The sequence below is a fragment of the Methylobacterium sp. Leaf100 genome (assembly GCF_001422845.1).
Lineage (GTDB): Bacteria > Pseudomonadota > Alphaproteobacteria > Rhizobiales > Beijerinckiaceae > Methylobacterium.
In genome coordinates, this window is record NZ_LMMW01000012.1 from 346,177 (window position 1) to 370,036 (window position 23,860).

At 70.2% G+C, this 23,860-nt stretch carries 23 protein-coding genes; 18 read left to right on the forward strand and 5 right to left on the reverse strand.

Annotated features, from left to right (window positions below; genetic code table 11):
- Window positions 1-148: 148 nt before the first annotated feature.
- From ASF25_RS09615 to ASF25_RS09665, 11 genes are all read left to right on the forward strand, one after another.
- The gene (locus tag ASF25_RS09615; protein ID WP_056304590.1) at window positions 149-2,053 is read left to right on the forward strand and encodes a SurA N-terminal domain-containing protein; all 1,905 of its coding nucleotides are present in this window, start codon (window positions 149-151) and stop codon (window positions 2,051-2,053) included.
- Window positions 2,054-2,060: 7 nt separating this feature from the next.
- Complete coding sequence (trpE, locus tag ASF25_RS09620; RefSeq protein ID WP_056304454.1) at window positions 2,061-3,584, forward strand: anthranilate synthase component I; 1,524 nt, start codon at window positions 2,061-2,063, stop codon at window positions 3,582-3,584.
- Window positions 3,585-3,647: 63 nt separating this feature from the next.
- Window positions 3,648-4,262: an aminodeoxychorismate/anthranilate synthase component II gene (locus ASF25_RS09625; RefSeq protein ID WP_056304455.1), complete on the forward strand. Its 615-nt coding sequence runs from the start codon at window positions 3,648-3,650 to the stop codon at window positions 4,260-4,262.
- A 54-nt stretch (window positions 4,263-4,316) separates the two neighbouring features.
- The gene (gene trpD, locus ASF25_RS09630) at window positions 4,317-5,330 is read left to right on the forward strand and encodes an anthranilate phosphoribosyltransferase (RefSeq protein WP_056304456.1); all 1,014 of its coding nucleotides are present in this window, start codon (window positions 4,317-4,319) and stop codon (window positions 5,328-5,330) included.
- An 11-nt stretch (window positions 5,331-5,341) separates the two neighbouring features.
- Complete coding sequence (gene trpC, locus ASF25_RS09635) at window positions 5,342-6,193, forward strand: indole-3-glycerol phosphate synthase TrpC (protein WP_056304457.1); 852 nt, start codon at window positions 5,342-5,344, stop codon at window positions 6,191-6,193.
- A 10-nt stretch (window positions 6,194-6,203) separates the two neighbouring features.
- Window positions 6,204-6,689: a cyclic pyranopterin monophosphate synthase MoaC gene (gene moaC / locus ASF25_RS09640; RefSeq protein WP_056260586.1), complete on the forward strand. Its 486-nt coding sequence runs from the start codon at window positions 6,204-6,206 to the stop codon at window positions 6,687-6,689.
- On the forward strand, window positions 6,686-7,915 hold the full coding sequence (gene glp, locus ASF25_RS09645) for a gephyrin-like molybdotransferase Glp (protein ID WP_056304458.1): 1,230 nt from the start codon (window positions 6,686-6,688) through the stop codon (window positions 7,913-7,915). Before moaC ends, glp begins: the two co-directional genes overlap by 4 nt.
- An 87-nt stretch (window positions 7,916-8,002) precedes the next feature.
- Window positions 8,003-8,344 (forward strand): hypothetical protein, encoded by a 342-nt coding sequence (locus ASF25_RS09650; protein ID WP_056169984.1) that lies wholly within the window; start codon window positions 8,003-8,005, stop codon window positions 8,342-8,344.
- 25 nt (window positions 8,345-8,369) lie between these two features.
- Window positions 8,370-9,215, forward strand: coding sequence for a DUF1206 domain-containing protein (locus ASF25_RS09655; protein ID WP_056304459.1), 846 nt, complete (start codon window positions 8,370-8,372; stop codon window positions 9,213-9,215).
- Between the two features lie 73 nt (window positions 9,216-9,288).
- Window positions 9,289-11,301, forward strand: coding sequence for an SDR family NAD(P)-dependent oxidoreductase (locus tag ASF25_RS09660; protein WP_056304460.1), 2,013 nt, complete (start codon window positions 9,289-9,291; stop codon window positions 11,299-11,301).
- Between the two features lie 75 nt (window positions 11,302-11,376).
- Window positions 11,377-11,712 carry a hypothetical protein gene (locus ASF25_RS09665; RefSeq protein WP_056304461.1) on the forward strand — a complete coding sequence of 112 codons (336 nt, stop codon included), beginning with the start codon at window positions 11,377-11,379 and terminating at the stop codon, window positions 11,710-11,712.
- A 52-nt stretch (window positions 11,713-11,764) separates the two neighbouring features.
- Here ASF25_RS09665 and ASF25_RS09670 read toward each other — a convergent pair whose 3' ends face one another.
- The 3 genes from ASF25_RS09670 to ASF25_RS09680 all read right to left on the reverse strand — a co-directional run bounded on the left by ASF25_RS09670 (window position 11,765) and on the right by ASF25_RS09680 (window position 16,058).
- Window positions 11,765-12,691, reverse strand: a complete 927-nt coding sequence (locus tag ASF25_RS09670) for an NAD-dependent epimerase/dehydratase family protein (RefSeq protein ID WP_056304462.1) — start codon at window positions 12,689-12,691, stop codon at window positions 11,765-11,767.
- 14 nt (window positions 12,692-12,705) lie between these two features.
- Window positions 12,706-13,710 (reverse strand): glycosyl transferase, encoded by a 1,005-nt coding sequence (locus ASF25_RS09675; RefSeq protein ID WP_056304463.1) that lies wholly within the window; start codon window positions 13,708-13,710, stop codon window positions 12,706-12,708.
- Window positions 13,711-14,012: 302 nt separating this feature from the next.
- Entirely contained in the window at window positions 14,013-16,058 is a 2,046-nt protein-coding gene (locus tag ASF25_RS09680; RefSeq protein WP_056169999.1) for a protein meaA, read from the reverse strand.
- Between the two features lie 395 nt (window positions 16,059-16,453).
- Between ASF25_RS09680 and ccrA the strand changes: the two genes are divergently transcribed.
- Window positions 16,454-17,734: a crotonyl-CoA carboxylase/reductase gene (gene ccrA / locus ASF25_RS09685; RefSeq protein WP_056170002.1), complete on the forward strand. Its 1,281-nt coding sequence runs from the start codon at window positions 16,454-16,456 to the stop codon at window positions 17,732-17,734.
- A 63-nt stretch (window positions 17,735-17,797) separates the two neighbouring features.
- Here the strand turns inward: ccrA and ASF25_RS23230 are convergent, their stop codons facing one another.
- Window positions 17,798-17,965, reverse strand: coding sequence for a hypothetical protein (locus ASF25_RS23230; protein ID WP_187272997.1), 168 nt, complete (start codon window positions 17,963-17,965; stop codon window positions 17,798-17,800).
- A gap of 153 nt (window positions 17,966-18,118) precedes the next feature.
- Between ASF25_RS23230 and leuD the strand changes: the two genes are divergently transcribed.
- Both leuD and ASF25_RS09700 read left to right on the forward strand, forming a co-directional pair.
- Window positions 18,119-18,721: a 3-isopropylmalate dehydratase small subunit gene (gene leuD / locus ASF25_RS09695; protein ID WP_056170005.1), complete on the forward strand. Its 603-nt coding sequence runs from the start codon at window positions 18,119-18,121 to the stop codon at window positions 18,719-18,721.
- Between the two features lie 82 nt (window positions 18,722-18,803).
- Window positions 18,804-19,994, forward strand: coding sequence for a lytic murein transglycosylase (locus tag ASF25_RS09700; RefSeq protein ID WP_056304464.1), 1,191 nt, complete (start codon window positions 18,804-18,806; stop codon window positions 19,992-19,994).
- 229 nt (window positions 19,995-20,223) lie between these two features.
- Here the strand turns inward: ASF25_RS09700 and rplS are convergent, their stop codons facing one another.
- Window positions 20,224-20,682 carry a 50S ribosomal protein L19 gene (gene rplS / locus ASF25_RS09705; protein WP_056170012.1) on the reverse strand — a complete coding sequence of 153 codons (459 nt, stop codon included), beginning with the start codon at window positions 20,680-20,682 and terminating at the stop codon, window positions 20,224-20,226.
- 308 nt (window positions 20,683-20,990) lie between these two features.
- Here rplS and ASF25_RS09710 point away from each other — a divergent pair, with 308 nt between their 5' ends.
- From ASF25_RS09710 to ASF25_RS09725, 4 genes are all read left to right on the forward strand, one after another.
- A complete protein-coding gene (locus tag ASF25_RS09710; protein WP_056170015.1) occupies window positions 20,991-21,557 on the forward strand; it encodes a NifU family protein in 567 nt (188 codons plus the stop codon).
- A 162-nt stretch (window positions 21,558-21,719) separates the two neighbouring features.
- Window positions 21,720-22,397 (forward strand): tRNA (adenosine(37)-N6)-threonylcarbamoyltransferase complex dimerization subunit type 1 TsaB, encoded by a 678-nt coding sequence (gene tsaB / locus ASF25_RS09715; protein WP_056304591.1) that lies wholly within the window; start codon window positions 21,720-21,722, stop codon window positions 22,395-22,397.
- Window positions 22,394-22,915: a GNAT family N-acetyltransferase gene (locus tag ASF25_RS09720; RefSeq protein ID WP_056170018.1), complete on the forward strand. Its 522-nt coding sequence runs from the start codon at window positions 22,394-22,396 to the stop codon at window positions 22,913-22,915. The genes tsaB and ASF25_RS09720 overlap by 4 nt, the downstream gene beginning before the upstream one ends.
- 16 nt (window positions 22,916-22,931) lie before the next feature.
- A complete protein-coding gene (locus tag ASF25_RS09725; protein WP_056304465.1) occupies window positions 22,932-23,813 on the forward strand; it encodes a lysophospholipid acyltransferase family protein in 882 nt (293 codons plus the stop codon).
- Window positions 23,814-23,860 lie beyond the last annotated feature (47 nt).

The window sequence follows — 23,860 nt, forward strand, 5'->3', positions numbered from 1 at the left end:
CAGGCGCAAACCGGCGGAAGCGCGAGAGCGGCGGTCTTTGCGCGCCGGTCTTTGCGATGGCGCGCGGATGGTCTATCGCGGGCGACCTTACAGAATGGGGCCGGTCTCGCCGCCGCCCGTTCCCGAAGACAAGAACCCGGACGCTTCGATGCTGACGAACATGCGCAAGGCGAGCCAGCACTGGCTCGGCAAGATCATCCTCTCCGTGGTGTTCGTCTTCCTCATCGCCGGTGTGGCGATCTTCGGCGTCGAGGAGTTCTTCCGTGCCGGCTCCACCAGCACCGTCGCGACCGTGGGCAAGACGCCGATCTCGGCCGAGGCCGTGCGCACGGCCTACCAGAACCAGCTCCAGCGCTACCAGAGCCAGACCCGCCGCACCCTGACGCCGGATCAGGCCCGGGCGCTGGGCCTCGACCGTCAGGTACTGGCCCAGCTCGTGAGCGAGGCCTCCCTCGACCAGCAGACGGCGTCCCTCGGCCTCAGCATCCCCGATGCCGCGGTCCTGCGCGCCATCCGCGAGGAGAAGAGTTTCCAGGGCGCAGACGGCAAGTTCGATCCGTCGCTGTTCTTCCAGACCCTGCAGCGTGCCGGCCTCAACGAGGCGACCTTCGTGCGCGAGCAGCGCTCCGTCGCCGCCCGTCTCCAGCTCGCCGAGGCCGTGGCCTCCGACCTTCACGTGCCGGCGGCCCTGCGCGAGGCCGTGCACCGCTACACCACGGAGCGGCGCGCCGTGGCGCTGATGATGCTGCCGCCCTCCCTCGTCGGCGAGATCCCGGCGCCCACGGACGACGCGATCAAGACCTTCTACGAGGAGAACAAGTTCGCGTTCCGGGCGCCCGAGACCCGCGCGGTGAATCTCCTCGTCCTCGATCCGCAAGCTATCGCCAAGGCCGAGACCGTGAGTGCGGAAGAGGTCGCAAAGCGCTACGAGGCCGACAAGGCGAAGTACGGCACGCCCGAGCGCCGCACGATCCAGCAGATCGTGTTCCCCGACGAGGCGGCGGCGGAGGTGGCGCGCCGGAAGATCGAGGCCAACGAGGCGCCGTTCGAGGCCGTGGCCGCCGAGAGCGGCGCCGACGCCAAGAATCTGACGCTGGGCACCCTCACCAAGGCCGAGCTGTTCGACAAGCCCGTGGCCGACGCCGCGTTCGCGTTGCCCAAGGACGCCGTGAGCCAGCCCGTGAAGGGCCGGTTCGGCACGGTGTTGCTCCGGGTCACCGCCATCGAGCCCGAGACCCTGAAGCCGCTCGCCGACGTCCAGGCCGAGATAGCCAAGACCATCGCGCTGGAGCGGGCGACGAGCGGGATCGAGACCGCCCACGACGCCATCGAGGATGCCCGCGCCAACACCAAGTCGCTGCCCGAGATCGCCAAGGATCGCGGTCTTCCCCTCGTGGCCGTGCCGGCCCTGAACGCGCAGGGCCTCGACGCGGAGGGCAATCCGGTGGCCGGCATCCCCGACCGCGAGACCACCGTGGCGGCCTTGTTCCGCTCAGAGATCGGTGGCGACAACGAACCCCTGCGTACGAAGTCGGGCGGCTATGTCTGGTACGACGTGACCAATATCGATCGCGCCCACGACAAGCCCCTGGACAGCGTCCGCGACGAGGTCGTGGCCCGCTGGCGCGCCGCCGAGAGCGCGCGCCTCCTCGCGGCCAAAGCCAAGGAGCTGTCCGACCGCCTCGACAAGGGCGAGACCGTCGAGGCAGTGGCGCAGGCCGCCGGCCTCAACGTCGAGACCGTGTCCGACATCGCCCGTAACCAGCCCCAGGGCGACCTCACCGCCGACGTGGTGAACCGCATCTTCGCAACCGCCGTCGGCAAGGCGGCCTCGGCGGAGGCCGGCGAGCGCCGGGCCCTGTTCAAGGGCACGGCCGCCACCATGCCGGCCTACGTCCCCGGCGCCCCGGCCGACGAGGCCATCGCCAAGCGCTTCCAGTCGACGCTCGCCGACGACGTGCTCGGCGAGTACATCGCCGAGGTGCAGAAATCGGTGGGCATCACCGTCAACCAGACGGCCTTCCGCCGCGCCGTCGGCGGCGGTGAGTATTGATCGGGCGATGACACAGGCATTGGACGACGCGGCCTTCGTGCAGGCCTACGAGGCGGGACGTCCGACCCTCCTCAACCTCACCCTGTTGGCCGACCTCGAAACCCCCGTCGCCGCGTTCCTGAAGCTGCGCGCCAGCCATTCGGGAGCGGCTTTCCTGCTCGAATCCGTCGAAGGCGGGGTCGTTCGCGGCCGCTACTCGATGATCGGGCTCGATCCCGACCTGGCTTGGCGCTGCCGCGACGGCCGGCCGGAGATTGCCCGCGACCCAGGCCTGACCGACTTCGTACCGGACGCGGCGAGCCCGCTCGCGAGCTTGCGCGCCCTCATCGCCGAGAGCGCCATCGACCCCGACCCGGACGCCGACGCCCTGCCCCCCATGGCGGCGGGGTTGTTCGGCTATCTCGGCTACGACATGGTCCGCGCCATGGAAAAGCTGGGCGAGCCGAACCCCGATCCGCTGGGCGTGCCCGACGCGATCCTGGTACGCCCCCGCGTCATGGTGGTGTTCGATTCCGTGCGCGATGTGATCACCGTGGTCGGCCCCGTGCGGCCGGAGCCCGGAATCCCCGCGCGCGCCGCCTACGAGGCCGCCCTCGCCCGCCTCGAGCGGGTGGCGGAGGCCCTGGAAGGCCCGCTCCCCATCGAGGCGCGCAGCGACCCGCGCGCCATGGCGGCCCCCGAGCCCGTCTCGAACACCACGCCGGACCAGTATCTCGGCATGGTGGCGCGGGCGAAGGAGTACATCGTCGCCGGCGACGTGTTCCAGGTGGTGCTGTCGCAGCGCTTCGAGGCGCCCTTCACCCTGCCGGCCATCGCGCTCTACCGCTCCCTGCGGCGCACGAACCCGGCCCCGTTCCTGTGCTACCTCGACTTCGAGGCGTTCCAGGTTGTGTGCTCGTCGCCCGAGATCCTCGTGCGGGTGCGTGACGCGCGCGTCACCATCCGGCCCATCGCCGGCACCCGGCGGCGCGGCGGCACGCCGGCCGAGGACAAGGCCCTGGCGGCCGAGCTCCTCGCCGACCCGAAGGAGCGCTCCGAGCACCTCATGCTGCTCGATCTCGGCCGCAACGACGTCGGCCGCGTCGCCAAGATCGGCTCGGTGACCGTCACCGGCTCGTTCTTCCTCGAATACTATAGCCAGGTGATGCACATCGTCTCCAACGTCGAGGGCGACCTCGATCCGCGCCACGACACCCTCGACGCCCTGGCGGCGGGGTTTCCGGCCGGCACGGTCTCGGGCGCGCCCAAGGTGCGGGCCATGGAGATCATCGACGAGCTGGAGCGCGAGAAGCGCGGTCCCTACGGCGGGTGCATCGGCTATTTCGGCGCCCGCGGCGAGATGGACACCTGCATCGTCCTGCGCACGGCCATCGTGAAGGACGGCCGCATGCACGTGCAGGCCGGCGCCGGCATCGTCTACGATTCCGACCCGGCCTCCGAGCAGCAGGAATGCGTCAACAAGGCCAAGGCCCTGTTCCGCGCGGCGGAGGACGCGGTGATGTATGCGAGCCAGGCGCGGCGGGGGCAGTAGGCCCCGCGATTGACCGGACCGCCCTGCGCGGTCAAACCGCCGTGCATGGCCAGTGAGCGAACGATGTCCAACGTCCTCGTCATCGACAATTACGACTCGTTCACGTGGAACCTCGTCCACTTGATCGGTCCCCTGTGCGGGTGCATCGAGGTCGTGCGCAACGATCAGGTCACCCTGGCGGAGATCCGCGAACGGGGCCCCGATGCCGTGGTGCTGTCGCCGGGCCCGTGCTCGCCCAACGAGGCCGGCATCTGCCTCGACGTGGTCAAGGACCTCTCGGCCGAGATCCCAATCTTCGGCGTCTGCCTCGGGCTCCAGGCCATCGGGCAGGCCTTCGGCGGCGACGTGGTCCGGGCGCCGGCACCCATGCACGGCAAGGTCTCGTCCATCGAGCACCGGGCGTCCGGCATTTTCCGCGGGCTCAACGGCCCGTTCGACGCAACGCGCTACCATTCCCTCGTGGTCGAGCGGACGAACTGCCCGGAGGCCCTGGCGGTGACGGCGGAAGCCGACGGACTGATCATGGGGCTGCAGCACACGCGCCTGCCGGTGCACGGGGTGCAGTTCCACCCCGAGAGCATCCTGTCGCATCACGGGTCGCAGATTCTGCGGAATTTCCTCGACATCGCGGCGGCCTGGAACGCGGCACGTGACAAGGGCCGGCCCGGCGTGCATTGAGCGATCGGTCAGCACTGATTGATCTCATTCCAGACGGCCGGTGGATTCGTTCAGGTGGATTCGTTCAAGCCGCTCCTCGCGAAAGTCGCCGCCGGCACGAGCCTCGACCGCGCCGAGGCGAGGCGCGCCTTCGACGATCTCCTGTCCGGTGAGGTGACGCCGGTCCAGGCCAGCGCCTTCCTCATCGCCCTCAAGGTACGCGGCGAGACAGCGGACGAGATCGTCGGCGCCGTCGAGGCCATGCGCGCGCGGATGCTGCCCGTCGCCGCCGTTCCGGGCGCCGTCGACGTGGTCGGCACCGGTGGGGATCATTCGGGGAGTTACAACGTCTCCACCCTTGCGGCCATCGTCACGGCGGCCTGCGGCGTGCCGGTGGCCAAGCACGGCAATCGCGCCGCCACCTCGCGCTCGGGCGCCGCCGACGTGCTTGCGGCTTTGGGCGTCCGCATCGGCCTCGATCCCGACGGCCTCGCCCGCTGCCTCGCCGAGGCCGGCCTGTGCTTCATGTTCGCCCAGACCCACCACGGCGCCATGCGTCACGTGGCGCCCGTGCGGGCCGAACTCCCCACCCGCACGATCTTCAACCTCCTCGGGCCGCTCGCCAACCCGGCCGGGGTCAAGTTCCAGCTCTTCGGCGTCTCGTCCCCCGCCTGGGCCGAGCCCCTGACCCGGGTGCTCTCCGAGCTCGGTAGCGAGCGGGTCTGGACCGTGCACGGCTCCGACGGCCTCGACGAGATCACCGTCACGGGCCCCACGGCCGTGGTCGCCCTGGACGGGGGCCACATCACCCACGCGACCCTCGACCCGCGCGAAGTCGGCTTGAGCCTCCACACCCTCGACGCCCTGCGCGGCGGCGACCCGGAGCACAACGCCGCCGCCCTGCACGGGGTGCTGGAAGGCGCCAGCAACGCCTACCGCGACATCGGCGTGATCAATGCCGGCGCCGCCCTGGTGGTGGCGGGTGCCGCCGCGACCCTCCGCGAGGGCGTCGTGCGGGCGCAAGACGCCCTCGATTCCGGAGCGGCCCGCGCGACGCTGGCCGCCCTCGTCCACGTCTCGAACGCCTGAAGGCGGCCCCCATGTCCGATCCCGCGACGCCCGATCCCGCGACCGACGAGACGGCCTCCCCCGGGCGCCGCGACGTGCTCGCCCGCATCGAGGCCTACAAGCGCCGCGAGATCGCCGAGGCGAAGCTGCGGGTGCCGCAGACCAAGCTCGAGAAGCGCGTCGCCGGCATGGAGCCGACGCGCGGTTTCGCCGCCGCCATCGCGGCGCACATCGCGCAAGGGCGGCCGGCCCTCATCGCCGAGGTGAAGAAGGCCTCGCCGTCGAAGGGGCTGATCCGGGCCGATTTCGACCCCGCCGCCATCGCGAACGCCTACGAGACGGGCGGCGCCACCTGCCTCTCGGTGCTCACCGACACGCCTTCGTTCCAGGGCAAGCCGGAGTACCTCACCCAGGCGCGCGACGCTTGCGCCCTGCCGGTCCTGCGCAAGGACTTCCTGTTCGAGCCCTACCAGGTGTTCGAGGCGCGGGCCTGGGGTGCCGACTGCATCCTCGCCATCATGGCCTGCCTCGACGACGACGAGGCGCAGGCCCTGGTCGAGACCGCGCACGATCTCGGCATGGACGTGCTGGTGGAGGTCCACGACGACGCCGAACTCGCCCGCGCCATTCCGCTGGGCACGCGGCTCATCGGCATCAACAACCGCAACCTCAAGACCTTCGAGGTCTCGTTCGAGACGGCGATCCGCCTCGGCCACGGCGTGCCGGAAGACCGCATCGCGGTGGCCGAGAGCGGCATCTCGAATCACGCCGACGTGGTGCGGCTCGGGGAGAACGGCCTGCGTACGGTCCTCGTCGGCGAGAGCCTGATGCGGCAGGACAACGTGGCGGAAGCGACCCGGCACCTGCTGTTCGGGGACAAATGAGGACGGACCGTTGGCCGAACTGACCCATCTCGACGCGGCGGGCGCGGCCAACATGGTCGACGTTTCCGACAAGGCCGCCACCACCCGCACGGCGCGGGCCGTCGGCACCGTGGTGATGCTGCCCGAGACCCTGGCGCTCATCCGCGAGGGCGACGCCAAGAAGGGCGACGTCATCGGCACGGCGCGGCTCGCCGGCATCATGGCGTCCAAGCGCACCCACGAGCTCATCCCCCTGTGCCACCCGCTCCTGATCTCGAAGGTGCGGGTCGACTGCACCATCGACGAATCCCTGCCGGGCCTGCGGGTCGCCGCCGAGGTGAAGGTGCTGGGTCCCACCGGGGTCGAGATGGAGGCCCTCACCGCCGTCTCGGTGGCGTGCCTGACCATCTACGACATGGTGAAGGCCGCGGACCGGGGCATGCGGATCGAGGGTATCCGGCTGCTCGCCAAGGATGGCGGCCGCTCCGGCGCCTATCTGGCGGAGGATGCCGTTTGAGCGGGCCGATCCCCGTCGCGGAAGCGCTCGCCCGCATCCTCGCGGGCATCGCCGGCCCCGTCCCGGCCGAGACCGTCGCCATCGCGGAAGCCGCCGGTCGGACCCTGGCGGAGGATGTGCGGGCCACCCGCACCCAGCCCCCTTTCCCCGCTTCCGCCATGGACGGCTACGCCGTGCGCGCCGACGACGTCGCCACCTGCCCGGCCACCCTGCGGGTGATCGGCACCAGCGCGGCCGGCCACGGCTTTGCAGGTTCGATCGGGCCGGGCGAGGCCGTTCGCATCTTCACCGGTGCCCCGGTGCCCGAGGGCGCCGACGCCATCCTGATCCAGGAGAACGCCGAAGCTGGGGACGGCCGGGTCGTCGCCCGCGAGCCCGTGGCGGCCAGGCGCTTCGTGCGCCCGAGCGGCCTCGACTTTCACGAAGGCGACGTGCTCTTGCGGGCCGGCGAGAGCCTGGATGCCCGCCGCACGGCCCTCGCGGCGGCAGCGGGCCATGGCCGGATCGGCGTTCGCCGGCGCCCCCGGGTCGCCATCCTGGCAACCGGCGACGAACTCGTGGCGCCGGGCGAGCCGGCGCGCTGGGACCAGATCGTCGCCTCCAACGCCCTCGCGGTGGCGGCGCTGGCCCGCGAGGCCGGGGCGGAGACCCTCGACCTCGGCATCGTCGGCGACACCCTCAAGGCCCTGGAAGCCGCACTCCTCCGGGCCGTCGCGGCAAAGGCCGACCTCCTCGTCACTCTCGGGGGCGCGTCGGTGGGCGACCACGACCTCGTGCAGTCGGCCCTCACCCGCCAGGGGCTGGAACTCGGGTTCTGGCGCGTGGCCCTGCGTCCCGGCAAGCCGCTGATGCACGGGCGCCTCGGTCCCACCACGGTGATCGGGCTGCCCGGCAACCCGGTCTCGTCCATCGTCTGCGGCCTGCTGTTCGTGGTGCCGGCGATCCGGGCGTTGCTGGGTGACCCACAAGCCGGCGCCGACCGCAGCGAGCCGGCGATCCTCGGCCACGCCATGCCGGCCAACGACGGGCGGCAAGACTACCTGCGCGCGCGCCTCGATACGGCGCCCGACCGCCTGCCGGTGGTCCACCCGGAGAACCGGCAGGATTCCTCGATGCTGTCCGTCCTCGGCCAAGCCGAAGCCTTGCTGATCCGGGCGCCCCACGCCCCGGCCGCCGAGAGCGGCGCGCCGTGTCGCATCCTGCGCCTCGACCGCCGCATCCTGTAGCGCCGTTCGGCCTCATGGCGACGCCTGGACGAAGCGGTCCGTTCGGTTCAGGATCGCAGCCGTCGCGCCCATCCGAGGTTTCGCCCTTTGCCGCACTTCGAAGATTTCTACGCCGACAAGCTCCGTGGCGCCCTCGGCGTCACCGACGCCGAATCCGTGCTCGACCTGCGCGGCACCAACCGCCCGACGGCGGAAGCGTCCCTCGCCGACATGCTGGAGCGCAGCCGCTTCGGAAAGAGCAAGACGGTGGCCATCCGCCTCGATCCGCCGCCGGAGGGCGGGGGCGAGACCCTGTTCCAGCCCACCGGGCGCCTGCTCCTCGACGCCAAGCGCAAGGGGCTCGTCGAACGCCTCCAGACCCTGCCGGCCGGCGACGGTCTCGGCTTCTACGTGGCACTCTCGGGCAAGGCCGCGCGTTCGGTGGAGTGATCGCAGCCCCACCCCCGGGATTTCCGTGAACCTCCTCGGCCGAAACGTCATCGAACGCCTCGCCCGGTTCGGCTACGGCGCGCGCGGCGTCGTCTACTGCATCGTCGGCGGTCTCGCGCTCCTGGCAGCCCTCGGACGTGGTGGCCGCGCCGACGACAGCGAGAGCGCGATCCGCTGGGTCCTCGCCGGTCCGTTCGGAAGCGTCCTCGTCGGGTTCATCGCCATCGGCCTCCTCGGCTTCGCCCTGTGGCGCTTCGTCGAGGGCCTGACCGACGCCGACCGTCGCGGCACCTCGCCGAAGGGTCTCGTCGTCCGCGCCGCCCATATCGGCAGCGCGGTGATCTACACCGGTCTCGCCATCACCGCCGGCAGTCTCGCCCTCGGCCTCGGCCGTGCGCGGGGCGGCGACGGCATGCAGGACTGGACCGCCTGGCTCCTGTCGAAACCCTTCGGCCTCTGGCTCGTCGGGCTCATCGGCCTCGGGGTGATGGCGGGGGGCGTCGCCTTCCTCGTCAAGGCTGCCACCGGCAAGGTCACGGACCGCCTGAAGCTCGACGCCGGGCAGTGCCACTGGGCCAAACCCGTGGGCCAGTTCGGCTACGCGGCCCGCGGCGTCGCCTTCCTCATCATCGGCGGGTTCTTCCTCGCGGCGGCGTGGTACCAAGCCTCCTCCGAGGTGAAGGGGCTGGCCGGGGCCTTCGCGGCCCTGCGGGCCCAGCCCTACGGCTGGGTGCTTCTCGCCATCGTGGCGGCCGGGCATTTCGCCTTCGGCGCCTTCGGCCTGATCCAGGCCCGTTTCCGCCACATCGACGCCCCCGATCTCGACGAGACCGACGACGCCGTGCTGAAGGCACTCCGCCCCGGCGGGTAAGCCCGCCGCGTTGACAGGAACGGGCGCGGCGCCGATACCGCGCCTCGGCCGGAGCCCGTATGGGCCGGAGTTCATGCAGCAGCGCACCTACAAGAACGCGGTGATGGTGGTCCACGATTGCGTGGCGACCGCTCTGGCCGTGATCCTCACCTTCGTGTTCCGCTTCAACGGCGATCTCCTCGCCGAGCGCCTGCACGCGCTTCCCCTGCTGCTGCCGCCCTTCGTGATGTTCGCGGGGCTCGTCTACGGGCGGTTCAAGCTCTACCGGACGAAGTGGCGCTTCGCCTCCCTGCCGGATCTCGCCGGGATCGTGCGGGCGGCGAGCGTACTCGCCCTGACCCTCCTCGTGCTCGACTACGTCCTCGTCTCCTCGACGATGTACGGGTTCTACTTCTTCGGCAAGATCGCCATAGGCCTGTACTGGGTCCTGCAGATCTTCCTCCTCGGCGGCCCGCGTCTCGCCTTCCGCTACCTGAAATATGCCCGCTCGCGGCAGAGCCACGCCCGCACCGCAACGACCCCGACCCTGCTGCTCGGGCGCGGCACCGACATCGAGATCCTGGTCCGGGCCATCGAATCCGGCTCCGTGCGGCGCCTCGCGCCCAAGGGCATCCTGTCGCCCCGCGCCGACGAGACCGGCCAGACCATGCGGGGCGTGCCCGTGCTGGGATCGTTCGCCGACCTCGAACGGGTGGTGGCCGATCTCGCCCGCGACGGCACCCCCGTGCGCCGCCTCGTCGCCGTGCCGAGCGCGCTCGCTCCGGAGGCCGCGCCCGACGACCTCATCGCCCGGGCCCGCCGCCTCGGCCTGCCCCTGTCGCGGGTGACGAGTCTTGGCGAGAACATGCGCGACGCCGGCCTCGCACCCCTGGAGATCGAAGACCTGCTCCTGCGCCCCACCGTGGCCATCGACCGGCCGCGCCTGGAGCGCCTGCTCACGGGCGCTCGGGTGATCGTGACCGGCGGCGGCGGCTCCATCGGCTCGGAGATCTGCGCCCGGGCCGTAGCGTTCGGCGCCGCCGCCGTGCTCGTGGTCGAGAGCTCGGAGCCGGCGCTCCACGGCATCCTGAGCCGGCCGGATATCGCCGGGGCGCACGTCACCGGCGTGCTGGCCGACATCCGCGACCGCGACCGCCTCGACGCGGTCTTCGCTGCGTTCCGGCCGGACTACGTGTTCCACGCCGCCGCCCTGAAGCAGGTGCCCTACCTCGAGCGCGACTGGACCGAGGGCATCAAGACCAACGTGTTCGGCTCCATCAATGTCGCGGAGGCCACCCTGGCGGTGGGTGCCCGGGCCCTGGTGATGATCTCCACCGACAAGGCCATCGAGCCGGTGTCGCAGCTCGGCGCCACCAAGCGCTTCGCCGAGATGGTGGCGCAGGCCCACGACGCCGCGCAGAGCTGCGCGGCCGGAACGGTCCCGACGCGGCTCATCGCCGTGCGATTCGGCAACGTGCTGGGCTCCGTCGGCTCCGTGGTGCCGGTGTTCAAGGCGCAGATCGCCCGGGGCGGCCCCGTCACCGTCACCGACCCCGAGATGGTGCGCTACTTCATGACCGTGCGGGAAGCCGCCGACCTCGTCCTCACCGCCGCCTCCCATGCCGACCGGGAGGCACGGGTCGCCACCTGCGCCAACGGAATCGACCAGCGCGCGGCGGTCTACGTGCTCAAGATGGGCCAGCCCGTGCGGATCGGGGATCTCGCCGAGCGGATGATCCGGCTCGCCGGCTTCGAACCGGGCGTCGACATCGACATCGTCCATACGGGCTCGCGGCCCGGCGAGCGCCTCAACGAGATCCTGTTCGCCCGTGAAGAGCCCCGAATCGCCCTCGACGGGATCGACGGCGTCATGGCTGCGCGGCCCGTCTTCGCCGACCGGACGGTCCTGGACGGCTGGGTCGTGCGCCTTCACGCGGCGGTGGCGGCCCAGGACCGGGCGGCGGCGGAAGCGGTGTTCGGCGAGGCGATCCCCGATTTCCGCAACCGTCCGGCGGCAGGCGCCAGGACAATGGCGGAACCGCAGGGTCCGATCCCGGTTGATCCCTCGCGTAAATCGCGGGAACCAACGGTCGCGCTTCCGAATTGAGGCGCTGACCCGAACATCAGGGACCGGGCCGGCCGAACGACACCGGAGCCGGTCCGTCGATCCGAGGAGAAGATCTTGCAGCGTGTTTCGAAGCTTCTGGCAGGCAGCCTGTTCGCGACGGCCCTCGGCCTCGCCGGCGCGCCGGTCCTCGCGCAGGGCATCTCCATCGGACCCGGCGGCGTTCAGGTCGATCCCGGCTACCGCCGCGGCTACGACGACCGTGGCCCGCCGCGCAGCGAGCTGACCCGAGGCGAGGCGGCCCGCATTGCCCGTCGTGAAGGCCTCGTCGATGTCGACGGTGTCGACCGGCGCGGCCCCCGGATGATCGTGCGCGGCTCGGATCGCCGCGGCGACGACATCTCCGTGGTGCTCGACAGCCGCTCGGGCGATGTCCTCGACGTCCGCCGCTGAGCCTAAGGCATCGAAAGTAGAAAAGGTCCGGCGTGCTGCGCCGGGCCTTTTTTCATGCGGTCTCGGCTCGGGCGAAAGCGGCAAGGCCGTCGCCCGTCGTGTGCGACGGGGCCCACCCTAGCGCCGACAGGCCGTCGGCCCAGGCGACGAGCCCCGTCGAGAGGCGGGCATAGGCCTCCTCCCGTCCCGCCAGACGGCAGGCGACCCCGATGAGGCCGGGCGGCACCGCGACGAGCTTCGGCGCCCGGCCGAGGCCGTGCCGCAAGGCCGCGATCATCTCGGGCAGGGTCAGGGGATCGGGCTCGGCGACCACGAGGGCACGGCCGAGGGGGGCCGGTGCAGCGAGCGCCGTGGCCACCGCCGCCGCGAGATTGTCCACCGACACGAGGGAGCGCCGTGCCGTGAAGCCCCCGAACGGCAGCGGATAGGGCGTGCGCGCGAGGCGCAGCAGGGCCGCCATGTTGCCCTTCACCCCGGGACCGTAGACGAGGACCGGCCGCAGGGCGACCCAATCGAGGCCGATCTCGGCCAGGGCCGCCTCGGCGTCGCGCTTCGAGCGTCCGTAGGCGTCCGTGGGTTCGGGCGCATCGGTCTCGCGGACGGGTCCGGCGGCGCTCGGTCCGGTCTGGGCGCGGATCGAGGACAGGAACACGAAACGGCGGATTCCGACCCGCGCCGCGCTTTCGGCGAGGCGCCGCGTGGCCTGCGTGTTGGAGGTCCGGTAATCGTCCTCGGGGGTGCCCGACATGGCGTGGGCGAGGCCCGCCGAGTGAACGACGGCATCGACGCCGGCCAGAGCCGCAGCCATGTTCATGGGTCGGCTGAGGTCGCCAACCACGGCGCCGCTCGCCCCATCCGGTACGGCGACGGGCCGGCGCAGGAGCACGCGGACCCGGTAGCCCCGGGCCGAGAGGGCGTGGAGGAGATGCCGACCGATGAAGCCGGTGGAGCCCGTCAATGCGATGAGCTGTCCGCCCAAGATCGTCTCCTGCCTCAACCGGGCCTCCGGCGCCGCCCGAAGGCGTGCAGGAGGCTTGCCACCAGGGCGCCCCCCGCCCCCGAGGCCAGGACGGTGACGGGCCAGGACGGCCAAAGCAAGGTCGCGCTGGCTAGGGCCGCCAAAGCGAGGTTGAGGACGAACACACGGCCCACGACGGCGACCACCGGGAACCCGTTATCCGTGGCGCGCTGGTACCAGTGCGAGCGATGGGCCTGCCAGACCGGCTCCCGCCGCAGCAACCGGCGCCCCAGGGTCAGGGTCGCGTCGGCGAGATAGTAGAGCGGCAAGAGGATCGCGGCGGCGAGCCCACCCTCCGCGGCGAGGCGGTAGAGCAGCCACGCCCCGAGGAGCCCGAGGGGCAGCGACCCGACATCGCCCAGGAAGAGCCGGGCCACGGGGCGGTTGAACGGCGCGAAGCCGAGCACCGCCCCGAGGAGCGCGGCGGCGACGAGCATGGGCAGGAACGGCAGCCCTCCGGACAGACCGAGGAACACGAGGGCGCCCGTGAGGGGCACGAACTCGGCCACGCTCATCCAGTCGAGCCCATCCATGAAGTTGACGAGGTTCACGAACCAGAGTCCCGAGAGGATCGCGACGCCCCGTTCGACGGGCAGCGGCAAGCCCGGCATCAGGCGCCCACCCACCGCCAGCACCAGTCCGGCGACCACGAGGCCCTGTACGCCGAGGCGGAGGGAGGCCGGCAGGGGGCGGATGTCGTCGACGGCACCCAGGATCGCGAGCAGCAGGACGGCGTGGGCGAGGACGAGGGCCTCCAGGGCATCGAGTCCGGCACCGCGCAGGGCCAGCACCACGCCGACGGTGGCGAAGACTGCCAGCACGATGGCGATGCCACCCCCCTGCGGCGTCGGCACCGTATGGCTGGACCGGGCATTGGGCCGCGCCAGGGCATAGCGCCGGAGCAGCGGCTGAAGGGCAACGATCAGTCCCGCGCTCAAGCCGGCGGCGAGCGGAACGGCGACGAGCGGCGCGAGGAGCATGGGCGGTCCGTGGGGCGTCCGGGGGGAGCCGTTCCGTTCTTTTCGGCCTGGGAGGATTAGTGATCCGACGATCTTCGGCCGCGTTCGCTCAGGTCCAGGACAGACCCGTAGCGGCGTGGGTCTCGGCCGGGTCCTCCCCTGCCAGACACAGGGCACTCGCATAGGGCCAGGGTGTCGTTCCGGGGCGTCGCAGGCGAACCCGGGTCCGCTGGGGGCCCCGGGATGGCAAAGCGTGGCGGGACTTCCAGTACCCCCGAACGCCCGAGGCGATCGTCCTCAGACTTTCCAACGGCTCGGTAGCGTCAGAAGACCTTCTCGGCATCCTTGCGGGAATTCACCCCGTCAGCCTTGTCGGCGGCCTGCTTGTCCAGCGCCCGATTCACCACCTTGGCCAGCCCGACCATGATGGTGTCGAGGATGTAGTCCTTCGGCGTGTAGACCGCCGTGACGCCCATATTCTTCAACACGAGTTCGTCGTCGGGCGAGATGATGCCGCCCACCACCACGGGGATGTGGTCGAGGCCGGCTTCGCGCATCTTCGCCTTCACGTCGCGCACCAGGGGCACGTGCGAGCCGGACAGGATCGACAGGCCGACGACGTGGGCGCCGGTCTCCTTGGCCTTGGCGACGATCTCGGCCGGGGTCTGGCGGATGCCGTCATAGGTCACGTCGAAGCCGACGTCGCGGGCGCGCAGGGCGATCTGCTCGGCGCCGTTGGAATGGCCGTCGAGGCCAGGCTTGCCGACCACGAGCTTCGGCGTTTCGCCGAGGCGCTCGCCCAGATCCGCGATGAGGAGCTTGGCTTCCTCGGCCGCGCCCGACGACACCGTGTCGAGGCCGACACCCGTGGGTGCGCGGTACTCGCCGAACACCTCGCGCAGGCGCGTGCCCCACTCGCCGGTGGTGACCCCGGCCTTCGCGGCGGCGATGGACACCGGCATGATGTTGGCGCCGGAACGCGCGGCGGCTTCGAGATCGGCGAGGGCCTTTTCCACGGCCTTGCCGTCGCGTTGCGACCGCCACGCCCGGATGCGCTGCTCGGCCTCCATCTCCACGGTCTCCGAGACGGTGAAGATGGCCCCCTCCCCGGCGGTGAGGGGCGAGGGCTCCCCGGCCTGGAACTTGTTGACGCCGACCACGACCTGATCGCCGGCCTCGATGGCCGAGATGCGCTTGGCGTTGGATTCCACGAGCGCCCGCTTGAGGGCGCCGGTCTCGACGGCGGCCACGGCCCCGCCGATGCCACCGATCTCCTCCAGGGCCTTGCGGGTCTCGGCTTTGAGGGATTCGACCTTGGCGTCGATCACCGTCGAGCCGTCGAAGATGTCGTCGTATTCGAGGAGATCCGTCTCGAAGGCGAGGATCTGCTGCATGCGCATGGACCATTGCTGGTCCCAGGGGCGCGGCAGGCCGAGCGCCTCGTTCCAGGCGGGAAGCTGCACGGCGCGGGCGCGGGCGCGCTTCGACAGGGTGACGGCCAGCATCTCGATGAGGATGCGGTGGACGTTGTTCTCGGGCTGCTGCTCCGTCAGTCCGAGGCTATTCACCTGAACGCCGTAGCGGAAGATACGCTTCTTCGGGTCGGTGATGCCGTAGCGCTCCTGGGCGATCTCGTCCCAAAGCTCCGAGAACGCCCGCATCTTGCAGATCTCGGTGACGAACCGCATGCCGGCATTCACGAAGAACGAGATCCGGCTGAACACGTCGGCGAAGCTCGCCTCGTCGAAATCGGGGTCGTCCCGCACGGTGTCCAGCACCGCGATGGCGATGGCGAGGGCGTAGGACAGCTCCTGCACCGGCGTCGCCCCGGCCTCCTGCAGGTGGTAGGAGCACACGTTCATCGGGTTCCACTTCGGCACTTCCTTGGTCGTGAACAGGATCACGTCCTTGGTGAGCCGCAGGGAGGGGGCCGGCGGGAACACGTAGGTACCGCGCGACAGGTATTCCTTGATGATGTCGTTCTGGGTCGTGCCCTGGAGGCCGCTGAGGGGCGCGCCCTGCTCCTCGGCCACGGCGAGGTAGAGCGACAACAGCCACGGCGCCGTGGCGTTGATGGTCATCGACGTGTTCATCTGCTGCAGCGGAATCTGGTCGAACAGGGTCCGCATGTCGCCGAGATGCGCGATCGAGACGCCGACCTTGCCGACCTCGCCGCGCGCCAGTTCGTGGTCGGGATCGTAGCCCGTCTGCGTCGGCAGATCGAAGGCCACGGACAGGCCGGTCTGCCCCTTGGCGAGGTTGCCCCGGTAGAGCGCGTTCGATTCCTTGGCGTTGGAATGCCCGGCATAGGTCCGGATGATCCAGGGCTTGTCGCGCTTGACCTCGGCGACGGTCGCGTTCGCGCTCATTCCACTCGACTCCGTTGGATGCTGTGCCGCGCTTGACCGCGCGTGATGGCCGGCACCCTAACCAAGCGCAGCGCGCGCGTCATCTGGCCGAAGGTTCGGCAGGCGGGCCGCGACACGCGAAGGCTTGGAAAAATTCTAGATGCACGGCGAAAGCGAATTGAACGGGGCATCACCAAAGTAGGATGCCGCGATGCACTTAAGCATCTGAAATACCGACAGGATACGCCGCGGCATCGCTCAGCAACGTCGCGAAAAATATTGTATACGAATACAGGCCGCCGCCCGGACAGCGAGTCGCCCACAAGCACCGGGCCTTCATGGCCTTTCTGGGGCCTTGGAGCGCTTCCGGTTCGCCGATATAGGGTCGCTCACAACAAGATAAGGGAGAGCCTGAGATGGCCGCGAGCGCTGCGTCGAGCACGACTGAGATCAAGGACTTGTACGAGATGGGCGAGGTCCCGCCCCTCGGTCACGTGCCGGCGAAGATGTACGCCTGGGCGATCCGGCGCGAGCGCCACGGGCCGCCGGAACAGTCCCACCTGCTCGAAGTCCTCCCCGTCTGGGAGATCGGCGACGACGAAGTGCTCGTTTACGTCATGGCCGCCGGCGTCAACTACAATGGCGTCTGGGCCGGCCTCGGCGAGCCGATCTCGCCCTTCGACGTGCACAAGGGCGAGTACCACATCGCGGGCTCGGACGCGTCGGGCATCGTCTGGAAGGTCGGCGCCAAGGTGAAGCGCTGGAAGGTCGGCGACGAGGTCATCATCCACTGCAACCAGGACGACGGCGACGACGAGGAGTGCAACGGCGGCGATCCGATGTTCTCGCCGTCCCAGCGCATCTGGGGTTACGAGACCGGGGACGGCTCCTTCGCCCAGTATTGCCGGGTGCAGTCGCGCCAGCTCATGGCCCGGCCGAAGCACCTCACCTGGGAAGAGGCGGCCTGCTACACGCTGACCCTCGCCACCGCCTACCGCATGCTGTTCGGCCACGCCCCCCACACCGTGCGGCCGGGCCAGAACGTCCTGATCTGGGGCGCCTCGGGCGGTCTCGGCGTGTTCGGCGTCCAGCTCTGCGCGGCGTCGGGCGCCAACGCCATCGCGGTGATCTCCGACGAGTCGAAGCGCGACTACGTCATGGGGCTTGGCGCCAAGGGCGTGATCAACCGCAAGGAGTTCGATTGCTGGGGCCAGCTGCCGAAGGTGAACAGCCCTGAGTACAACACCTGGCTCAAGGAAGCCCGCAAGTTCGGCAAGGCGATCTGGGACATCACCGGCAAGGGCAACGACGTCGACATCGTGTTCGAGCACCCGGGCGAGTCGACCTTCCCGGTCTCGACCCTGGTGGCCAAGCGCGGCGGCATGATCGTGTTCTGCGCCGGCACCACCGGCTTCAACATCACCTTCGACGCCCGCTACGTCTGGATGCGTCAGAAGCGCATCCAGGGCTCGCACTTCGCCCACCTCAAGCAGGCCTCGGCCGCCAACCAGTTCGTCATGGATCAGCGCATCGATCCGTGCATGAGCGAGGTGTTCCCGTGGGAGAAGATCCCCCAGGCCCACACCAAGATGTGGAAGAACCAGCACCCACCCGGCAACATGGCCTGCCTCGTCAACGCCCCGCGCGCCGGCCTGCGCACGGTGGAAGACGTGATCGAGGCCGGCAAGAACAAGTAAGCCTGAGCCTCAGGGTCTGAGGCTCTCACGCTCGACCGCCCGAACGATCACCTTCCCTAACGATCACCTGCCCTTTTCGGAGGGCAGGTGCTTCGCGTAATCCTCGCGTTCCTCTTTCTGCTTGATGAGGTCCGCATAGGCCTGCCGCATCTCCGGCGAGACGGAGACGGAGCGGGTCTTCTCCTTCTTGCGCTTGGGTGCCTTCTTGAACTGGTTGGCGGTCTCGGTCATCGGCTGGTTCCGGATGGGTCGCGTCGCCCCGAGCATAGGCCAGGCCGACGACGTTCGCGAGACATGCGCGCGACAAGATGGACGGACGGTTCCGGTCGCACCCGTGCACTGGTAGAGACGGTCCGACACGTTTTCCGGACCGGACGAACCACAATGGAAAAATTCACCACCCTCGAGGGCGTCGCGGCCCCCATGCGGATCATCAACGTCGACACCGACCGGATCATCCCCAAGCAGTATCTCAAGACCATCAAGCGCACGGGGCTCGGCAAGGGCCTGTTCTCGGAGATGCGCTACCGCGACGACGGCTCGGAGAACCCCGACTTCGTCCTCAACAAGCCGGCCTATCGCAACACCAAGATCCTCGTGGTGGGCGACAATTTCGGCTGCGGCTCGTCGCGCGAGCACGCGCCCTGGGCGCTGACGGATTTCGGCATCCGCTGCGTGATCTCCACGAGCTTTGCCGACATCTTCTTCAACAACTGCGCCAAGAACGGCATCCTGGCGATCACGGTCTCGGCCGAGGATCTGGAAAAGCTGTTCGAGGATGCCGAGCGCGGCGCCAACGCCACCCTGTCCGTCGATCTCGAGGCCCAAACCATCAAGGGGCCGGACGGCGGCACCCTGCATTTCGACATCGATCCGGGCCGCAAGGAGAGCCTCCTCAACGGCCTCGACGAGATCGGCCTGACCCTGAAGCGGGCCCCGGCCATCGACGCCTACGAGGCGAAGATCGCCGCGCGCGGCTGGGCCTGAGACCGGACGTGCTCATGGTTCGTTTACCATGGGCACGCCTTAACGGTGGGCAGACCCGAACATCCGCTCCGGAGACCGCCCCATGACGCCGCGCGCGACGCTCACCGCCCTCCTCTGCCTCGCGGGTGCGACGGCAGCCCCCGAGGCCCGGGCCGACTTCCAGGATTGCCTCGCCGGGCTCCAGGCCCAGGCCGCCGCGCAGGGCATCTCGGCCCAGACCTTCCGCGCCGCGACGAATGGCATCGCCCACGACCCCAAGGTCCTCGAACTCGCCGGCGCCCAGCCCGAGTTCAAGACACCGATCTGGGACTACATGGCGGCTCTCGTCGACGACGAGCGCGTCGACGACGGCAAGGCGGCCATGAAGCAGCACGCTCAGGCCCTCGCCAACGCGGAATCGCGCTACAGCGTCGACCGCTACACCATTGCGGCGGTCTGGGGCGTCGAATCGAACTTCGGCAAGAACCTCGGCAAGATGCCGCTGGTCCAGTCCTTCGCCACCCTGATCTGCGCCAACCACCGCCGGAAGGACTTCTTCAAGGGCGAGCTGATGGCCACCCTCAAGATCATCGAGCGCGGCGACATCGATCCCTCCCGCCTCAACGGCTCCTGGGCCGGCGCCTTCGGCCAGACCCAGTTCATGCCCACCACCTACCAGCGGCTGGCGGTCGACGGCGACGGCGACGGGCGCCGCGACCTCGTCGATTCGGTCCCCGATGCCGTCGCCTCCACGGCGAACTTTTTGCGCGTGGCGAAATGGCAGAACGGCCAGCCCTGGGGCTACGAGGTGCGCCTGCCGCGCGGCTTCAATGCCAGCGGTGCCGGCCGCAAGAACCGCCACGCCGTCTCCCACTGGGCCGCCATGGGCGTGACCCGGATCGACGGGCGTCCGCTCTCCGGCGACGCGCCCATCGGCATCCTGATCCCCGCCGGGGTGAACGGCCCCGCCTTCGCCGTCACCAAGAACTTTGACGCCCTGTATTCCTACAACGCCGCCGAATCCTACGGCCTCGCCATCGCGGTCCTGTCCGACCGCCTGCGGGGCCGGGCCGGCATCCAAGTCGAGTGGCCCACCGACGACCCGCCCCTGTCGCGCGCCGAGCGCCGCGACCTCCAGACCCGGCTCGCCGCCCGCGGCTACGACGTCGGCGAGCCGGACGGCAAGGTCGGGTCCAAGACCCGCGACGCCATCAAGGAGATCGAGCGCAGCCTCGGCATGCCGGCGACGGGTCGTCCGGGCGCGAAGGTGCTGGAGGCCCTGCGGCGGGGATGAGCGGGCGACGGTTTCCCATACCGTTCCTCCCACCGATCACCTCATCCTGAGGTGCCGCGCCAGCGGCCTCGAAGGAGGGCTCCATTCCCAATGCGATCCTTGGAGCCCTCCTTCGAGGGCTCCGCTTCGCTCCACCACCTCAGGATGAGGAAGCGGATCGGCACGATGGACAAACGAAAAAGGCCGGGCAATCGCCCGGCCTTTTCCATGGATGGATATCCGAAAAAACTCACTCCGCGGCGGCGGTCTTCGCGGCGGACTTGGCGGCCTTCTCGGCCTTGCGGGCGTCCTTGTTCGCCTTCGACGCGTCGGCCTTGGCGGCCTTCTCGGCGGGACGGTCGGCGCGTTCGACGATACGGGCGGACTTACCGCGACGGTCGCGCAGGTAGTACAGCTTGGCGCGACGCACCTTGCCGCGACGCACGACGACGATGGAATCGATGAGCGGCGCGTAGAGCGGGAACACGCGCTCGACGCCCTCGCCGTAGGAGATCTTGCGGACGGTGAAGCTCTCGTTGAGGCTGCCGCCGGAGCGGGCGATCACCACGCCCTCGTAGGCCTGCACGCGGGTGCGCTCGCCTTCCTTCACCTTGACGTTCACGATGACCGTGTCGCCGGGCTGGAAGTCGGGGATGGTCTTGTTGAGCGAAGCGATCTGCTCCTGCTCGAGCTGCTGGATGATGTTCATGGGTCACGTCCTGCCGGTGCGCGCCCGGGATCCCCGGATGGGATCGTGGGCGTCAGGATTTCGGCATCCTGTTTTGAGTTGAGGCGGGCCATACACGAGGCGTGTATTTTTGTCTACGCGGCGTCGATTGTTTCGGGCCGCGCGCGCTCCGAGAAGCACCGATCCTTCCCCAGGCGGCCATGGCTCCGAGTTCCCCATGGGAGTTGAGAAAATCGCCCACGGGGTCCACATGGATATCCATGCCGGGCGATCCCGGCATGATTCCCGGCCGGCCTTGAACCGGCGCCGCGGACGAGGATTTCGTACCCATGTTCATCCAGACCGAAGCCACCCCGAACCCCGCCACCCTGAAGTTCCTGCCCGGCCGCGTCGTCCTCGACACCGGCACCTTCGAGGCGCGCGACGCCGAGGCCGCCGCCCGTTCGCCCCTGGCGCAGCGCCTGTTCGACGTGCCCGGCGTCGCCGGGGTCTATTTCGGCCACGACTTCATCTCCGTCACCAAGGCGGAGGACGAGAACCTGTGGCCGCAGGTGAAGCCCGCCATCCTCGGCGCGATCATGGAGCACTTCCAGTCCGGCGCCCCGGTGCTCGCCGAGGGCACCAGCTCCGAGGACGACGAAGCGGAGGAATTCTTCGATCCGGCCGACGCCGAGACCGTGGTCACCATCAAGGACCTCCTCGAGACCCGCGTGCGCCCGGCGGTCGCCGGCGACGGCGGCGACATCACCTTCCGGGGCTACAAGGAAGGCGTCGTCTACCTCGAGATGAAGGGCGCCTGCTCGGGCTGCCCCTCCTCCACCGCCACCCTGCGGCACGGCGTACAGAACCTGTTCCGCCACTTCCTGCCCGAGATCCGCGAAGTTCAGGCTATCTGAGACCGACCGCGCCGACTTGCGGCGCAAAGCGGCAACACTGCACCGTGAATTCATCGAAAACGGCCGCCTCGCTCTCACGGGGCGGCCGTTTTTGTCCTACCATCGAGCTCCCGGCGGGCGCGTGATCGGCTCACGCGGGGCCGGGGCACATCGGGAGTGACGTTGCGTATCCTGGCCATCGACACGGCGCTCGACGCCTGCTCCGTCTGCATCGCGACGGACGAGTCCGACGATCTCCTCGCCCACGAGTCGATGATCCTCGGGCGCGGCCATGCCGAGGCCCTGCTGCCCATGGTGGAGCGCGTGGTCGCCCGCGTGGAGGGCGGCTTCGAGGCCCTCGACCGTGTCGCCGTCACCGTCGGCCCCGGCAGCTACACCGGCCTGCGCGTCGGTCTCTCGGCGGCCCGCGCCATCGGGCTTGCCACCGGCATTCCCGTGGTCGGCGTCACCACCCTGTCGGCGCTCCTCGCTCCGCTCCTCGCCCTCAACGGTGCAGGCCTCATCGTCGCCGCCATCGATGCCCGCCACGGCGCCGTCTACGTCCAGGCCATGAGCATGGGCGACGGAATCGTCATCCCCCCGAGTCTTCTCCCCCTGGAGGAAGCCGCCGCCATGCTCGACGGCACCGTGACCCTCGTCGGCTCCGGCGCGCCGGCGCTGGCCGCCCTTCTCAAGGGGCGCGGCCTCGACGTACAGCTCGCCGGAACCGGCGCCGCCGACATCGCCTGGACCGCCTCCCTCGGCATGCTGGCCGACCCCGCCCAGGCTCTCGCCCGCCCGCTCTACCTGCGCGGCCCCGACGCGCAGCCCCAGGATCACGCGAGGCTCGCCCGCCGATGACGCGACCCGTCACTCCGTTCTGGCCCTTCGAGATGTGGTCCGCGTGGTGGGACGCCTGGGGCGGTGCGCCCTACGTCGCCATCCTGCGCGATTCCGGTCAGGCCCGCGCCCTCGCGCGCCTCCACGCCACCGCCTTCGCCCGCCCGTGGGACGCCCACGAGTTCGAGCGCATGCTGTGCGAGCGCTCCACCGAGGCCCACGCCCTGTGGAAGGGCGGCACCATCCAGGGCTTCGTCCTTTCGCGCAAAGCCGCCGACGAGGCCGAGATCCTCACCGTCGTGCTGGCGCCGGGCGCGCGCGGCAACGGCTTGAGCCGCCGGCTCGTCGGCGACCATCTCGCCCATCTCGCCGTCAACGGCGTACGGCGGGTCCACCTCGAGGTCGACGAGGGCAATGCCCCGGCCCTCAAGCTCTACGCCCGGCACGGCTTCCGGCAGGTCGGCGCGCGTACGGGCTATTACCACCGCGCCGACGGCAGCCGCGCCACCGCCCTCACCATGACCTCCGAGCTGGCGTGAGTCCGGCGGCGGCCCGATGACCCGCATCGGCACGCTCCTGCGCCTCGCGCTCTGCGCCCTCGCCTTCGGGCTGATGGTCGGCCCCCATCTGCTCAGCCTGCGCTACGGGCGCGGGCGCCTTGCCGGGGACCTGCCGACGCGCTTCCACCGGGTCTTCCTGCGCCTGTTCGACGTGCGCGTGACCCAGAGCGGCACCCCGCCGGACCCGGGCGAGGCGGCCCTGGTGCTCGCCAACCACATCTCCTGGCTCGACATACTGGTGCTCGGGTCCCTGCGCCCGCTCTCCTTCGTGGCGAAATCCGAGATCGCCGGCTGGCCCGTCGTCGGCACCCTGGCGCGCCTGCAGCGGACGGTGTTCATCGACCGGGCGCGGCGCGCCGCCACCGCCGACGTCAACGCCACCGTCGCCAGCCGGTTGGCCTCGGGCGATCTCATCGTGCTGTTCGCCGAGGGCACGACAGGGGACGGCACCCGCCTGTTGCCGTTCCGCTCGTCCCTCGTGGGTGCGGCCCGCGCCGCGATCGACGGAACCGCCGGCGGGCCGGACCGAATCCGTCTCCAGCCCCTCGCCATCACCTATCCGCGCCGCAACGGTCTGCCGATGGTCCGGTCCGAGCGGCCGGGCGTGGCGTGGTACGGCGACATGGAGCTCGCCCCTCACCTCTCCGACTTCTTCGCGAACGGCCCCATCGACGTGCACGTGGTCTGGGGCGCCCCCATCGCGTTCGAGGCCGGCACCGACCGCAAGCGCGCGACGGCCCTGGCCGAGGCCTCCGTGCGCGAGGCCCTTCAGCGCGCGGTCACCGGTCGCCCGCCCAAGGGCGCGGTCTGGGGCGGCGCGCGCCTCCTGCCCGACGCCGCCCCCGAGGACACAGCCTCCGGCGTGCCCGCCCTCTGATCCGGCTTCCGGGTCGCGACGTCGTGCCGGAACCGTGTTAAGGCCGT

What these genes read in the sequence shown, in the direction of transcription:
- ASF25_RS09725 (WP_056304465.1), top strand. Translation starts at nt 22,932, where the DNA reads ATGACCCGCATCGGCACGCTCCTGCGCCTCGCGCTCTGCGCCCTCGCC.
- ASF25_RS09700 (WP_056304464.1), top strand. Translation starts at nt 18,804, where the DNA reads ATGACGCCGCGCGCGACGCTCACCGCCCTCCTCTGCCTCGCGGGTGCG.
- ASF25_RS09625 (WP_056304455.1), top strand. Translation starts at nt 3,648, where the DNA reads ATGTCCAACGTCCTCGTCATCGACAATTACGACTCGTTCACGTGGAAC.
- ccrA (WP_056170002.1), top strand. Translation starts at nt 16,454, where the DNA reads ATGGCCGCGAGCGCTGCGTCGAGCACGACTGAGATCAAGGACTTGTAC.
- ASF25_RS23230 (WP_187272997.1), bottom strand. Translation starts at nt 17,965, where the DNA reads ATGACCGAGACCGCCAACCAGTTCAAGAAGGCACCCAAGCGCAAGAAG.
- ASF25_RS09680 (WP_056169999.1), bottom strand. Translation starts at nt 16,058, where the DNA reads ATGAGCGCGAACGCGACCGTCGCCGAGGTCAAGCGCGACAAGCCCTGG.
- ASF25_RS09675 (WP_056304463.1), bottom strand. Translation starts at nt 13,710, where the DNA reads ATGCTCCTCGCGCCGCTCGTCGCCGTTCCGCTCGCCGCCGGCTTGAGC.
- rplS (WP_056170012.1), bottom strand. Translation starts at nt 20,682, where the DNA reads ATGAACATCATCCAGCAGCTCGAGCAGGAGCAGATCGCTTCGCTCAAC.
- trpC (WP_056304457.1), top strand. Translation starts at nt 5,342, where the DNA reads ATGTCCGATCCCGCGACGCCCGATCCCGCGACCGACGAGACGGCCTCC.
- trpE (WP_056304454.1), top strand. Translation starts at nt 2,061, where the DNA reads ATGACACAGGCATTGGACGACGCGGCCTTCGTGCAGGCCTACGAGGCG.
- ASF25_RS09660 (WP_056304460.1), top strand. Translation starts at nt 9,289, where the DNA reads ATGCAGCAGCGCACCTACAAGAACGCGGTGATGGTGGTCCACGATTGC.
- ASF25_RS09615 (WP_056304590.1), top strand. Translation starts at nt 149, where the DNA reads ATGCTGACGAACATGCGCAAGGCGAGCCAGCACTGGCTCGGCAAGATC.
- ASF25_RS09710 (WP_056170015.1), top strand. Translation starts at nt 20,991, where the DNA reads ATGTTCATCCAGACCGAAGCCACCCCGAACCCCGCCACCCTGAAGTTC.
- leuD (WP_056170005.1), top strand. Translation starts at nt 18,119, where the DNA reads ATGGAAAAATTCACCACCCTCGAGGGCGTCGCGGCCCCCATGCGGATC.
- ASF25_RS09720 (WP_056170018.1), top strand. Translation starts at nt 22,394, where the DNA reads ATGACGCGACCCGTCACTCCGTTCTGGCCCTTCGAGATGTGGTCCGCG.